Origin of the sequence: Niabella digestorum (genome assembly GCF_036409055.1) — a bacterium.
Classification (GTDB): Bacteria; Bacteroidota; Bacteroidia; order Chitinophagales; family Chitinophagaceae; genus Niabella; species Niabella composti.
Genome location: NZ_JAZGLY010000002.1, coordinates 598,361 through 612,816, shown reverse-complemented (window position 1 = coordinate 612,816; position 14,456 = coordinate 598,361). Strand labels below are relative to the sequence as shown.

The 14,456-nt window shown below is 38.1% G+C and carries 13 protein-coding genes and 1 pseudogene; 4 read left to right on the top strand and 10 right to left on the bottom strand.

The window, feature by feature from the left end; translation table 11 throughout:
* Positions 1–14 precede the first annotated feature (14 nt).
* From V2H41_RS05280 to V2H41_RS05270, 3 genes are all read right to left on the bottom strand, one after another.
* Complete coding sequence (locus V2H41_RS05280) at positions 15–1,427, bottom strand: MBL fold metallo-hydrolase (RefSeq protein ID WP_330974087.1); 1,413 nt, start codon at positions 1,425–1,427, stop codon at positions 15–17.
* Between the two features lie 83 nt (positions 1,428–1,510).
* The gene (locus tag V2H41_RS05275) at positions 1,511–2,308 is read right to left on the bottom strand and encodes a sulfite exporter TauE/SafE family protein (RefSeq protein ID WP_330974086.1); all 798 of its coding nucleotides are present in this window, start codon (positions 2,306–2,308) and stop codon (positions 1,511–1,513) included.
* Between the two features lie 61 nt (positions 2,309–2,369).
* On the bottom strand, positions 2,370–2,993 hold the full coding sequence (locus tag V2H41_RS05270) for a Crp/Fnr family transcriptional regulator (RefSeq protein ID WP_330974085.1): 624 nt from the start codon (positions 2,991–2,993) through the stop codon (positions 2,370–2,372).
* 491 nt (positions 2,994–3,484) lie between these two features.
* Between V2H41_RS05270 and V2H41_RS05265 the strand changes: the two genes are divergently transcribed.
* Positions 3,485–3,859: a hypothetical protein gene (locus tag V2H41_RS05265; RefSeq protein WP_330974084.1), complete on the top strand. Its 375-nt coding sequence runs from the start codon at positions 3,485–3,487 to the stop codon at positions 3,857–3,859.
* A 54-nt stretch (positions 3,860–3,913) separates the two neighbouring features.
* Positions 3,914–4,921, top strand: a complete 1,008-nt coding sequence (locus tag V2H41_RS05260) for a TQO small subunit DoxD (protein ID WP_330974083.1) — start codon at positions 3,914–3,916, stop codon at positions 4,919–4,921.
* A gap of 283 nt (positions 4,922–5,204) precedes the next feature.
* On the opposite strand, the gene V2H41_RS05255 is transcribed toward V2H41_RS05260, so the two are convergent.
* From V2H41_RS05255 to V2H41_RS05235, 6 genes and pseudogenes are all read right to left on the bottom strand, one after another.
* Positions 5,205–5,444 (bottom strand): hypothetical protein, encoded by a 240-nt coding sequence (locus V2H41_RS05255; RefSeq protein ID WP_330974082.1) that lies wholly within the window; start codon positions 5,442–5,444, stop codon positions 5,205–5,207.
* A gap of 18 nt (positions 5,445–5,462) precedes the next feature.
* On the bottom strand, positions 5,463–6,443 hold the full coding sequence (locus V2H41_RS05250; protein ID WP_330974081.1) for a hypothetical protein: 981 nt from the start codon (positions 6,441–6,443) through the stop codon (positions 5,463–5,465).
* Positions 6,444–6,731: 288 nt separating this feature from the next.
* A complete protein-coding gene (locus tag V2H41_RS05245) occupies positions 6,732–7,703 on the bottom strand; it encodes a hypothetical protein (protein WP_330974080.1) in 972 nt (323 codons plus the stop codon).
* A 188-nt stretch (positions 7,704–7,891) separates the two neighbouring features.
* Positions 7,892–8,599 (bottom strand): alpha/beta hydrolase, encoded by a 708-nt coding sequence (locus V2H41_RS05240; protein WP_330974079.1) that lies wholly within the window; start codon positions 8,597–8,599, stop codon positions 7,892–7,894.
* A gap of 4 nt (positions 8,600–8,603) precedes the next feature.
* A pseudogene (locus V2H41_RS13945) lies at positions 8,604–8,801 on the bottom strand (YdeI/OmpD-associated family protein); the annotation flags it as partial.
* A gap of 237 nt (positions 8,802–9,038) precedes the next feature.
* On the bottom strand, positions 9,039–10,139 hold the full coding sequence (locus tag V2H41_RS05235; protein WP_330974078.1) for a mechanosensitive ion channel family protein: 1,101 nt from the start codon (positions 10,137–10,139) through the stop codon (positions 9,039–9,041).
* A 457-nt stretch (positions 10,140–10,596) separates the two neighbouring features.
* Between V2H41_RS05235 and V2H41_RS05230 the strand changes: the two genes are divergently transcribed.
* Together V2H41_RS05230 and V2H41_RS13940 are read left to right on the top strand one after the other, a co-directional pair.
* Positions 10,597–11,673, top strand: a complete 1,077-nt coding sequence (locus V2H41_RS05230) for a transposase (RefSeq protein ID WP_330974077.1) — start codon at positions 10,597–10,599, stop codon at positions 11,671–11,673.
* A complete protein-coding gene (locus V2H41_RS13940) occupies positions 11,570–12,253 on the top strand; it encodes a transposase (protein WP_419784733.1) in 684 nt (227 codons plus the stop codon). Before V2H41_RS05230 ends, V2H41_RS13940 begins: the two co-directional genes overlap by 104 nt.
* Before the next feature lie 196 nt (positions 12,254–12,449).
* Here the strand turns inward: V2H41_RS13940 and aspS are convergent, their stop codons facing one another.
* Positions 12,450–14,282: an aspartate--tRNA ligase gene (aspS, locus tag V2H41_RS05225; RefSeq protein WP_330974076.1), complete on the bottom strand. Its 1,833-nt coding sequence runs from the start codon at positions 14,280–14,282 to the stop codon at positions 12,450–12,452.
* Between the last annotated feature and the right edge of the window lie 174 nt (positions 14,283–14,456).

Genomic DNA, 14,456 nt, shown 5'->3' with positions numbered 1-14,456 from the left:
TATTATAATGAAAATTAGCCTAACACTTTGCTTTGACATACATAATCCGTTTTAGGAACATTGGTTTTTGCAATGGCATTGAAACCGCCTTCTACTTCGGTAAAGTTTCTGTAACCTCTTGCCTGTAAAATGCTCGCTGCAATCATACTGCGGTAGCCTCCGGCACAATGCAGATAGAAATGTTCCTTCGGATCGATGTCTCTCATCCAATCGTTGATATAGGCCAATGGCCTGCTAAAGGCTTCTTCGATGTGTTCAGCTTCATATTCGCTTTCTTTACGAACATCTATTATTTTGCTTTCACCTATTTTTACTTCCGATGCAAATTGTTCCGGTGTAATGCGGTTTACGGTGTCGGTTTCTTTTCCTGCGTTTTTCCAAGTCGTAAAACCTCCTTCTAAGTATCCTAACACATGATCAAAACCTACACGGCTCAAACGTGTTACCGCTTCTTTCTCCGTTCCGGGTTCTGAAACCAGCAGAATTGGTTGTGTTACATTTACAATCATAGCACCCACCCAAGGAGCAAAGTCACCATTCAATCCGATATTGATAGATTGTGGAATAAATCCCTTTGCAAATTCCTTGTCACTTCGGGTGTCTAGAATCAATGCACCTGCACTTTCGGCCGCGGATTCAAATTCTTCCACTGATAGTGCCTTCAAGCCCTGTTTCAAAACTTCATCAAAACTGTCGTAACCTTTTTTGTTCATTGCTACGTTCATACCGAAGTAGGCAGGTGGCGGAAGTAAACCGTCTGTTACTGCTTTGATAAATGCCTCTTTGCTCGGCTGATTTAAAGCATAGTTCATTTTCTTTTGATTGCCCAATGTATCAACTGTTTCTTTCATCATATTTTTTCCGCAAGCCGAACCCGCTCCGTGTGCAGGATAAACGGTTACGTCATCGGGCAAGGGTAAAATTTTGTTGTATAAACTTTCGTAAAGCAGTCCTGCTAATTCTTCCTGTGTCATATTGGCTGCCTTTTGTGCTAAATCGGGTCTGCCAACATCACCCAAAAACAAGGTATCCCCGCTGAACAATGCTGTTTCTTTACCGTTTTCATCAATCAACAAATAGCAAGAACTTTCCATTGTGTGGCCAGGCGTATGCAATACTTTAATTTTTACATTTCCGATTTCAAACACTTGGTTATCTTCTGCAATAATCGCTTCAAATTCGGGTTGAGCCGTAGGACCGTAAACAATAGGTGCATTTGTTTTTTTACTCAAATCAATATGTCCCGAAACAAAATCTGCATGAAAATGTGTTTCAAATATGTATTTGAGTCGTACGCCATCTTTTTCCAAACGGTCAATGTAAGGTTGCGTTTCACGTAATGGGTCAATAATGGCTGCTTCACCATTTGAAGTGATGTAATAAGCACCTTGTGCCAAACATCCCGTATAAATTTGTTCTACTTTCATTGTTTTTAAATTTTATTGTTTGATGATGCAAAATTGCTTTATCTTTTTCTACTGTACAGTTACATTAGTTACACAAGCAACATTTATTTCAATAATGTTTCTTTGATGATGATATAAATACCCATTACCAACACAAACCAACCGAAAGCGGGTTTGAGTTTTGCTCCGTTAATTCTTTTGGAAAGTGCCATACCTATAAAAATTCCGACAATGGCAAAGGCTGTTACTTTTGCAAGGAAAATATAATCAATCACGGTTTCGCCACTTTCGCCAAAGAAACCAATCAATGATTTTGCAGCAATGATGACTAAGGATGTTCCTACGGCTTCTTTCATCGGTAATTTACTCAACACAACCAACGCAGGAATGATTAAGAAACCGCCACCTGCACCAACAAGTCCTGTCAAAATTCCTACAACTGTTCCCTCAACAAGAATTAGCGGATAATTGAATTTCTGTTTTTGTGGTTCTTCATCGCAACATTTTTTATTTTTTTTAATCATACTGTAAGAAGCAAAAATCATCAGCACGGCAAAAAGCAACATCAGTAAAATGCTTTTGGTAACGGTAAAATTTCCGATGCTAAAAATTTCTTGCGGAATGGCAGGAACGATAAAAGCCCTTGTAAGAAAAACGGCTGCAATGGACGGAATACCGAACACAACAGCCGTTTTGATATTGACCAAACCTTTTTTGAAGTATGAAAATGAACCTATAACACTTGTCGTTCCGACAATAAAAAGAGAATAGGCGGTTGCTAAAACTGCGTCCACACTAAACAGATAAACCAAAACAGGAACGGTAAGAATACTGCCACCGCCACCGATTAGTCCTAATGCAACACCTATAAAAATTGATGCTAAATAACCCGCTATTTCCATAGATTTTTGAAATTGATGCCGCAAAATTGCACCAACTCAAAAACCTATACAGCCACTTTTGTTACACAAGCGTAATTTTGTTTCTACCCAACTTAACTTTTCCGATTTCTTCCAATTGTTTTAACAATCGCGAAACCACAACACGGGCAGTCCCTAACTCGTTGGCCAATTGTTCGTGGGTGATATTCAAGGTGTGGTTTCCTGTGAGCTCAACTTTTTTGTGGAGTAAGTCCAACATTCTTTCATCTACTTTTTTAAAAGCAATAGCGTTTACAACTTCCAATAATTCTTCAAAACGTTTGTGATACAAACGGAAAATGTAATCTAACCATTGCGGATATTCTTTGATAAACAACGATACTTTTTCAAGGGGCAAAAAAAGTATTTCAGCATCGTCTTCAACTTCCGCTTTTACTTTACTTGTTTCGTTGTGCAAACCGCCCAAAAACGACATAATGCAACTTTCCCCCGCTTTGATATAATACAATAGAATTTCTCTGCCGTCTTCTTCTGTTCGGATAACTTTCAAAGCTCCTTTGGTAACAATAGGAATAGAGCGAATATGTGCATTTTCGTTTAGAATAATGTCGCCAGCTTCATAGGTCTTTTTTATGCTGTATTGTTGTAGTTTTTCTACTAATTCGGGTGATGTCTTAAACTCTGTTATCTGTTGTAATTCTTCCATTTTGCAAAGTTACAATTTTGTTTGGGTGGTGGGTGGGCTTGGTTGGGGCAAAATTAAATGTGGTGTTTTTGTGTCGGCTTGTGTGGTGGCAAACACATCTTTTAATTTTGCGAAGCGTTGGCAATTTTTCTGTTTGATGTCTGTCCGTTGATGTCTGCACGGTGGTCTGGTAGGGTTGCCGATAACGTTTTCGGGCTTTGCGAAGAAGCGGATTAGAAAGCCTAAACTTTCAATTTAGCATAAAGGTAGCAAAACCATTTTTTCTCTTTGCTAAATTACAAAAAAGCGCAAATAAGAAATGGTTTTGCGGATTAAATGCACTAACCTTGAATTAACCACTTAACCCGCTCTTTTGCAAAACCTTTGTTAGTGGCTGTGGCTATTAGTCATTCACCGTAATTTAGTTATAAATCACAAAACATTTTATGGAGAAAACCGCTGATTAGGCAATCTTAACATAATCGAATTAAAATAACTGTATCTTTGTAGAGATGACGAAAAAGGAAAGCCATATCAAAAATTGCAGACATATTTTATTGATGTGGTTTGTTCTGTTTTCGTTAAGTCCTTGTACTGTCAAGGAGGCATTGTCTCAAGTAGTTAATACGGATTATGTCAAACCGCTCAACAAGTCAAAGACAATTGCTCCGACAACCAGCTGTTCGTATTCGCAAAATGATAACCAGCAAATTTCGGTTGTAAAAAAAGCAAAAATTTATAAAGAAATTGAGCCTGTTCAGGTTGTCAATAATTCGTGTTTTGTCGTACTTTCTTCCAAAGGTTACAACGATTATTCAAAAACATCTTCGGGTAACAGTCCACCAAAATATATTTTATACAAACGGCTGAAAATTGATATAGCGTGATTTTTCTCTCGCATTATTATATCATTTTCACGTTTAATTAAAATATAAAATTCAATGAAACAATATATTGACAGTGCAGTCGGCAAGGCTGGACTTTTTACGCTATCCCTACGTTGGGTAATCGGCTGGACTTATTTTTCTGCTTTTTGGCGAAGGTTGATTATAGACAACAAACTTATTCCCGAAGAAGCGGGCTATATAGGTGAAAAATTCAATCACTTTCTCCCCAATGCTTTGGGCATCAAACCGATTATTGAATATTTGGTTTCCAACCCCGAAGCGTTGCAAATTTCAATGGTTATTTTTACGATTGTAGAAGCTATTGTCGGTTTGTTTATCATTCTTGGTTTGTTTACAAGGCTGATGAGCATTGGGGTGTTCTTTTTGGCGATGGGAATTCTTTTGGGGTCTGGTTGGATTGGAACGACTTGTTTGGACGAATGGCAAATAGGTGTGTTGGGTGTGGCAAGTGGCTTTGTCTTGTTCTTAACAGGTAGCGGAGCTTATTCGTTAGACAATTATTTAATGAATAAACCCTATCAGTTTACCAATAAAAAATGGTTTGCTTTTTTAGGTTCGGGCGAGCTTCCAATAAAAAATTTAGCTCCAAAAGTTCTGGTCATGTCGTTGTTTATATTTGGATTGACTTTGTTTACCAATCAGTATTTTCACGGAGGTGTATTTGGTACGCTTCATAACAAATCGGTAAAGCCCAAAGTTGAAATTTCAAATATTCAGCAAAACGGCTCACAACTTTCTTTTCAACTATTCAGGGTTGAGGGTGCGGATGTTTACGGTTCTTTTTTGATTGGCATACAGATTTTGGACGAAAACAATCAGGTCATAAAGTCCATTGGGCAAGAGGAACTAGCTCAATTTCCGAAAGAAAAAATAAATAATCATTATGTGGCAAAAATCAAACCGGGAAAACATAGCCTGATTTTACCGCTTGGTGCAAAAGCCGATTTGACGATTGACTTAGAAGGAATTACGCTCAAAGAAAATTACGCATTGAAACTGATTGATATCAGCGGAATAGAATGGATTACTGAAATAAAATAACAGATTTGTTAGCATAAAAATGCTGTCATGATAATGCGACAGCTTTTTTTGTTTTTTGGAATGTCGGTAAAAACTAAATGTGCCTGTTGAATTTCAGGTTTATGGCTGTTGTTGTCGGCGGTGCCATTGCCACTAACGTTAAAGCATTGGCGATGTGGCGGAAATAGAATCACAAAAGATGAGTTTCGCAAAAATGCCCAACAGAATTACTTCCGTTGAGCATTTGATCTCAAGCCGCCATATTGCCAATGCACTGTTGGCTGAAGTAATGTGTGACTAAGGATTATTGTGCCTTTTTATACTTATTTGATATCCCTTTTAGAAAATTCAATAAAAATTTCTTTAAAAAAAGAAAATCAAGAAGCCAAAACACAATACAGATGGCTAATTTCTCAAATAGATCTTCTTTATTTTTTATACTACCTGCTAGCAAAAAACCGATAAATAAAAAAAGAGCAAAAAACCAAGATTGCTTAGCAATCCAAGAAACTGAACTACCGAGTTTTTGAAGAACTTTATACATAATAGTTTTTTTAGACACTTAATCAAATAACCAACTCTTTAATTTATTCAACACATATTCTCCTGCTGAAGCCTGTGCACCTCTTAAAATCATTCCTGCAGTACCAACTACCATTGCGCCACCAGGTCCTGCCGCGGCTCCAATAACAGCACCTTCTACGACACCCCCTATTGCACCTACAGCATCGGCAACAATAATATCTCGGTGGTCATTGGTAACGCGTCTAGGAAGTGTTTTGCCAACCATAGATTGCAGAGATGGGCTAAAAATATTAGTTACAACATCGTCCCAATAGGTCGTGTTTGTTGTGCTATTCCAATACTCGAATGAAGCTTTTGCAGTTTCACAACCGTTTATAATAGCTAGGGCTTCAACTTCATCTGTTATTTGTTGTAAATAAGAATTTTTTAATTGATCTATTTGGGAAAGAAGATTGCTAGAAGAACCGCTTTCAATTAAATTTTTCAAATCCGATACAAAGTTCTTAAAGGCTAAGGTTTTACCAAAAGAAATTTCATTTAAATAAGTTTCATTACTGAACGATGGTGTTTCATATATGTCGTCAGCCACACTATTTATAATGCTCTCTGGGTCTTGAATTCCAACTTCCTCAAATTGTTGATAAAATCCATTGCCCTGTAAATAGGAAATCGAAACAGGAAGAACCTCCTCGGCTACAGCTTGATTTATCTCGTTTTGTAACTCTGTAAGTTCTTGTGTAGATGGAGCAACTGACCTCGGAATAGTTCCTGTTCGAGTATTGATATACTTCAATGCAATATTGTTTAGTTTTAATGACAATTTAGAATCGCTTTTCATTAGCTTGTTAGCAAATTTATTTAATAATTCGTTGTGAACGACTCCTCCTTTTGAGTAGAGGTCTGTGTAAAGCGTTTGTTTTTCAGTTTGTGGTGTCTCTTTTTTTGAACATGATATAAAAAGTACTCCTGTGATTGCCAAGCAAGTGAGAAAAGCAGTTAAATGTTTCATGACTTTCATTTGTTTAAATTTTTCAAGTTAGTCTTACCTTCAGATTAGGTGCTGTGTCAGAATATTCCACCGTTGGCAGCTGTCATCTTTCGTTGTCACTTGCCTGTTAATTTTCTCCGCTCTCATGGCTTGGTAGTGTCTCCAATTATTTCTGCCAACGGTTTGGCGCTTGGCGCAGTGGCGAATTTCGGAGCACAAAACTGTCAATACACCACAAAAGTTGATGCGAGGTATAATGTTCAATTAACCACGTCACCTGCCATTGAGCCAAACGTCTGTTATAGCCAGTGGTTTTTGTCATTCTTCGTTTGTCGGTATATGTTTTTCTCTACAATAGTTTTCAACTTCTGTGTCGTTGGCAAAATAACTATCACAAAATTCGTCAAGTTCTTTTTCTGCTCCTGAAACGTATTTTTCGCTTGCAGTCATTAGTTTTTCTGTCTGTTCTATGAATTTTTCAAATTCCTTGTTCATTTTACAAAGTTTGTCAATCGTTTTAAAGTCCAAATCTCTGTAAACTGCTGGAAATAACACTTTACTCTGATAAGGATTTGCGTTTAATTCGATAATTCCAATTCCGAATGATTGATTAAGTCTTGCCATTTCTTCATTCAAGCTATCGCTGAACTCAAAAGCAACTAAATAACCATAATTTGCCCAACTTGAATTAGAAACTGCTTGAAAAAAAGCCTTTTTTAGTTCGCTGTCGCTATTGATTTCTCTTTTTAGTTCGTATGAACTCAATTTGAAAGTATCAACTCGATTTATAGATTTTAAAAAATTTTGACTGGCTTTTGTCTGTAAGTTCAAGAATTTAATACCAACCATATCTGGATGTGTCCAAATTTGGTTGTTGTCCTTTCCGTTAGATTGTTCGTGGAAAATTGTCTTTGAGTAAGTGCCTGAATTTTTTAGGTAACTGCTTAAAAGTTTATGTAAGTCTCTTTCTTCAAATGTCTTTGTTTTAGTTGCCTTGGTGATTTTTGTAGTCTTTGTTTCCGTTTCACCGCTCAAAATGTCTATGCCGATATTTTGCTCGTTTTTTGTCAGGTAGTAAGCATAAGTTCCACCTTCTTGTTTTATTCTTTTTACTCTTGTGTCACCGTTGCGAATAAAGTCACCAAGCAAAGCCGAAATTGTCGAAGCAGGTGTTTTAGCTGTCCCAAAGTCGTAATAGTTGTTTTTTACGATATGGTTGTAAACGTCCATATAAGTTGTCAGGTCGTTAATCTCGTCAAGGCTTTTTAAAATCGCTTCTTTTATTGTCATTGTCTGTTTGTTTTTCTTTTACGGTTCGGTCGTCCTACCATTGGCTATAACGTTTAGTATATGAAAAGTAGGCGATTTCGAAGCACTAAACTTTTAGTTAAACACAAAGTTTGATACAAGCCAAAAACCTTGATTTTACTACTGTTTCGCCTATTTTTTATATACATTGTTAGCGGTTCGTTGTTTTTTCATCCAAACTGGTTCATAAATCCATTCAAAATTCCGCTCAATTTTTCGGGTCTGCTCATCATCGGCAAATGTCCGCTGTCGATGGTTTCCACTTTTTCTGCTTTTAAATTCTGTATCATCTTATCCTGTATTTCAATTCCACCCGCATCTTTTGACAGCTTTATGTACAAGGTGTTTTCGGGTAAATTGTGATAGGTTATTTTCGTGGTGTATAATGACTTTGCCTCTGGCGTAAATCGGTTTACAACCTCTGAAGTTTGACTTGGCGACAGGTCATTGCAAAGTTGTTTCTCTATTGATTTGTTAGGCGGTTTAGTTCCGAACAAGCTCAAAAGTATAGGTGTTAACAGATTTTTTGGAAATGGCAAACAGGATACGAACGATTTTCCGCTCTCGGGAATTGCCGAACCTATTCCAATAAATCCGATGGTTCTTTCTTTGAAATAGTCCGACAATTTTAGTCCCACACACCCACCAATAGAATGGGTTACAAACACTAATTTGTCCTTGTTCCATTTTTGTATTTGGTCGATTGCGGGTTTTATATATTCGTCAAACTCCAAGTCATAGTTCATTTTTTCTCCGACCTCTCTATTTGGATATTCGATGAATAGTGCCGGAAATTCTATTAATGGCTTTAAGTCTTGCCAAATAAAATTTCCAAGACCCGCCCCATACAGGAAAACTGCACCAAAATCTTTGTCCATTATCTTATGATTTACGGTTTTTATATTTTTCGGGATGTCTTTTTGCGTAGTCCAATGTTAGTTCGATTATCCTGTCAATTTTCTCCTTGCGTTTTTCCTCCGACTTTGCTTTGTTCACCCGCTCAACATATTCACGCTGGCAACTTGGTCTTAATTTGTCCCAAGCATTTTTTAATTCCTTGCTCTCCTGTAAAGTCTTTCCAAACTTTCGGGGACTTTTACGCCTTTTTTTGTTTCCATTCGTTCAGATATTTGTTTTTTTACAATGACCACTAACGTTCGCCGGTATGCGCAGTGCGGGATTCGAAGCGCTAACTTGTCGAGTTACGACAAGCTTTATTAAATGAATTGCCTATAAAAACAGGCACAGCACCCCGCATTGCGTATGACCATTTGTTGGCGGTAGTGGCTCTTTTATTGATTTCAGTATAGGTCAAAATCACGTCACATTATTTCTATCAAAAGCGATACTAAAGTCTTTCCCACCCGGCTCCTGAAATATTTCTATATCGAAAAAAGTAGCAGTAGAATACAAGTGGTCAAAAATATCTGATTGTATTGATTCGTATTCGACCCAAGCGGTAGTTTTGGTAAAACAATAAATTTCCATCGGGATGCCTTTGTTTTCACTAGCAAGCTGTCTGACCATTAAGGTCATGTCCTGTTTGATTTTCGGATGTGATTTCAGATAGCTTTCAATGTATTTTCTAAACACGCCCAAATTGGTCAATTGCCTGCCGTTAATTAAGACTGAGGTGTCTATGTTGTGTTGAGTATTGAATTCTTCTATTTCTTTCTGACGGTTTTTTACGTAATTGGAAATAAGTTGAATTTTTTTGAGCTTTTCTCTCATTTCAGCATCGACAAGTTTTACCGAATGAGCATCTATAAAAATAGCTCTTTTGATTCTTCTTCCACCACTTTGTTGCATTCCCCGCCAGTTTTTAAAACTGTCTGTAATAAAATAATAAGTTGGAATGGTAGTAATGGTTTTATCCCAATTCTGCACTTTTACAGTGTTCAGGTTGATGTCAATAACATCTCCGTCCGCATTAAATTTGGGCATTTCCACCCAGTCGCCCACACGCACCATATCATTGGATGACATCTGCACACTCGCCACTAAGCCCAAAATAGTATCCTTAAATACCAATAGTAAGATGGCTGTCATTGCACCAAATGCACTAAGAAAATAAATAGGTGACTTACCTAATATTACCGAAAGCACTAAAATGATCGTAACTACATAAAGTAGAATTCTAATGAGCTGAAAGTAGCTGGTTAATGGCTTATCTTTAAATGCAGGGTGCTGGGATAAGGTGTATTCGCCCACTTTTAATATAGAAAAAAACACCGCCATGCTAACGATTATTAGATAAGCGTCTGTTAATCTTATAACGAATGGAAGAATCTGTTCAAAGTCCGAAAAAATAGCAGGAGCCATTAATCGCACTATAACCGCAGGGGCGATGTGAGCTAGTTTGTTGAATGCTCTTGTATCAGCAAATAAATCGTCCCAAGTAAACGAGCTTTTTTTCAATACTTTATAGAGATAATATATGAAAACCCTTTTTGCAATTAAGAATGCAAGAGATGATAATATGATTAGGAGTATGATAAGAACAAGCAATCTGAAATAGACAACCCAATGCTCTGAAACTCCTAAATTTGATATTAATAATTCTGTGTGTTCTTCAAGAAAATTTATCCAATCCATAATATTGTTTGTTTGCAAATTTTGTCAAAATGTAAGGCTAAATTATAAGAAGTTATCAAGTATTCATCGGATGTCCGATGTGAACTCGGTTGCTCCTGCCATTACCGCCAACGTTTGGGTATTGCCGAAGTGGGGCATTTGAAAGCCATCAGTTCAAATATAGTACAAAAGCTGATGGAAGTACATCAGTGGATTTACTTCCATCAGCCCCCATTTTGGCAATACCTTGTGCCTGTTGCACAACTCAAATCAAATATAATTATTTTTTGTAACTTGCTATATGCAAGGACGAAAAGATTTTACACCCAAATTGTTTTACAAGCTGAGCTTAGACTGTTTAGTTCCTCAAGAGGATTTCTATCGAAAAGTAAATCAACATTTAGAGCTACACTTTCTCTATAAAGCTACCGCCCCATACTACGGCAGAGAAGGACAACAGAGCATTGACCCGGTGGTTTTCTTCAAAATATTGCTGGTTGGTTATCTCAACAATATCAACAGCGATAGAGCCTTATTGCGCTACTGTGCAGACAGCTTAAGTATAAGATTGTTTTTGGGGTATGATTTAGATGAAGAATTACCTTGGCATTCGACCATCTCTCGGACTCGTCAACTGTATGGCGAAGAAGTATTTTTAAGTTTATTTCAAGACATCTTACGCAAATGCGTTCAAAAAGGAATGGTTCGCGGAAAGCGTCAATGTGTGGACAGTGCTTTAGCCAATGTAAGTATGGATAGTTTGGTGGAAAAAGAAATCATAGCCGATGCGAAGACTTATATAGAAGAATTCAACACGCACTCGGACTATCAAGTTACCCCGCAAAAGCAGAAGGAAGTAGCACAACATCACGCTTGGAAACAAGAAGCATATAAGGATATGCCAGGATCACGCAAAACACTTCAAATAGATGAAGATGGAGAAGAAATCCGTCCCAAGTTTTTAAGTAATCATACGCATTATTCTCCTACGGATCCCGATGCAAAAATCTCGACCAAACTAGGAAAACCACGTCAACTCAATTATGCAGGACAATTATCCGTAGACGATGCTCACCACGTGATAACAGGTGCCTGTGCCAGTACAGCAGGAAGCAAGGACAGTGCAATCTTTCATGAGATTATGAATCAAACAATAGAAAATTTAAATCAAAACGAAATAGAGTTAGACGAAGTGATTGCCGATGCAGGTTACAGCAGCGGAGAGAGTTTACAGTATTGTGAAGACAAAGATATCGATGCGTGGATTCCCAACTTTGGACAATATAAGCCCGATCGAGAAGGCTTTCTATACAACGCAGAGAAAGTACCAATACGAATGCATACAAGAAGGCTGCCACAAGGCTTTTTTAACGTATAAAGGCATTAAAACAGATAGCAAAGGCTATGAAAAGAAAACCTACCGAAGCAGCGAAAAAGATTGTAAAGACTGTCCATTACGAGCGCAATGCTGTGGCCAAGTAAGTAAGTTTAAAAAGATAGATGAAAGCATCCACAAGCCCTTGTACGATAAGATGCATCAAAAACTTACAGAAAACAAAGCATACCATCGCCGATTAGTCAAACGGCGAAGTAGCACGGTAGAACCCGTTTTGGGAACACTCATCAACCACCATAACATGCGACGCATTAACGCCCGAGGCATGGCACAAGCCAACAAACACGTGTTAATGGCCGCGCTGTGTTATAATCTGAAGAAATACTTAAAATTTAGCCGAAAACTGCCCCAAATAATGGCCAAAAGAATAGCAATTCCACAAGGAATGCTATTTGCTATAAAAAACGACATTTTAAGACCAATTTTTAGCCGCAATACGCCCTCCAATTTTTTTAGATTTTTTTCTCTCACAACAAAAATACGGTCGCTTAAAACGATTGTAATGAAGTCAAATTTTTTCTTTATTGCATTTTTAAGGGAGTTGTGCAACAGTTACCGATGATAGGCAAAGTTGACTTTGCCTAATGAAAGTTCTTTTATTTGTGTGTCTACGATGCGGCTTTTTAGACGAAGCCTTGCGCGATAGGCAAAATTAGATACGACAGCTTTACAAAGAAAAGCGAGTATCGTGTGTCCGGCTTCCGCAAAGGCAATTTTGCCTATCAGTATATTTTATGCATACAACAACATGTAAAAACTTACTCCTTCGGGAGATTCAGCTGAATATACAGTTCTTCAAGCTGCTTATCATCAACTGCAGAAGGCGCATCCAGCATTACATCTCTACCACTATTATTTTTGGGGAAGGCAATAAAATCGCGAATACTTTCGCTGCCTCCTAGAATAGAGCAAAGACGGTCCAAACCAAAAGCTATACCACCATGTGGCGGAGCACCATACTCAAAAGCACCTAGAAGGAAGCCGAATTTATGCTGCTGCTCCTGTTCATCCATACCCAACGCTTCAAACATCCTCTGTTGCAGTTCCTTCTGATAAATACGAATGCTACCACCTCCAATTTCATTACCATTCAACACCATGTCGTAAGCATTGGCTTTGATATTGGCATAAGGATGCTTAAGATATTCGGCAGGATTTTCAATAACAGGGCTGTTATTAATCATCACTTCAATATCTGATGGTTTGGGCGAAGTGAACGGATGGTGACGCGCCACCCATCTATTGTCTTCTTCAGAATATTCAAATAATGGGAAATCTACCACCCATAATAATTTAAACTCATCACTTTTGCGCAGCCCCAATCTTTTACCCATTTCCAAACGTAGTTCGCTCATAGCTTTGCGCGTAAGCGCTTCCGTACCTGCCAGCACTAAGATAAGGTCTCCAGCTTTAGCACCAGCAGCATCGGCAATAGCTTTGAGCCTTTCTTCGCTATAAAATTTATCGACACTACTTTTATACGTACCGTCGGTATTACACTTAATGTACACAAGCCCTTTCATACCGATTTGCGGACGCTTCACCCACTCCGTGAGCTCGTCTAATTGCTTACGAGTGTACTCACTACAACCAGGAACTGCAATAGCCAATACGGTTTCTGCACTTTCAAACACCTGAAAATTCGCTCCCTCAATCAGATGTGCATTATCTTCCTTATCCGCAAAAACATGTTTGGGATATTTCAGGTTCAGCAGCTTCATACCAAAACGGGTATCGGGCTTATCGTTGCCATACTGCCACATAGCTTCTTGCCAGGGCATACGCTCTACGGGCTCTGTGTAATCAATACCCTTAACAGTTTTAAAAATATATTTTATTAAACCTTCGAAAATCTCCAATACATCCTCCTGATGCACAAAAGACATTTCACAGTCTATCTGTGTAAACTCAGGCTGCCTGTCTGCACGCAAATCTTCATCCCTAAAACATTTTACAATCTGATAATAGCGGTCGTACCCACTCACCATCAGCAATTGCTTGAATGTTTGGGGAGATTGCGGCAATGCATAAAATTCTCCTGGATTCATACGACTGGGTACCACAAAGTCACGAGCACCTTCCGGAGTAGATTTAATCAAGAACGGAGTTTCGATATCCATAAAGTTGTATTGATGCAAATATTCACGCGTAGCACGGTTTACTGCATATCGTAACTCCAGATTCTTCTTCACCGCATTTCGGCGTAAATCCAAAAAGCGATATTTCATACGCAGGTCGTCGCCTCCATCGGTATCATCTTGAATGGTAAAAGGAGGTGTGACGCTTTTATTCAGTATAGTAAAGCTATCTACCAGCACTTCAATATCGCCAGTAGGGATATTGGGGTTCTTATTACTACGCTCTCGTACCATACCGGTAGCTTGCAATACATACTCCCGCCCCAGTGGATTAGCATCCAGTTGCTCATTTAAAGATTCTGAAAACAGCAATTGGGTAATACCATAACGGTCGCGCAAATCCACAAAAGTGATACTACCGAATTTACGTACGGCCTGTACCCATCCGGACAGGGTAACACTTTTATTAACATCAGCAATTCTTAACTCGCCACAGGTATGTGTCCGAAACATTTCTTTAATGTATTAAGATTTTAACTATATAAACTTATTTTCAACCATTCTTCGTCCCAACAACAGCCTCATATCTTAGTGGGTCTGTTGTCATAAAAACCTTGTTTTTATGGGGTGCAAATATACCATGATTACTGCACTTACACCTTATAATACAAAGGCTTTTTAAGAAAT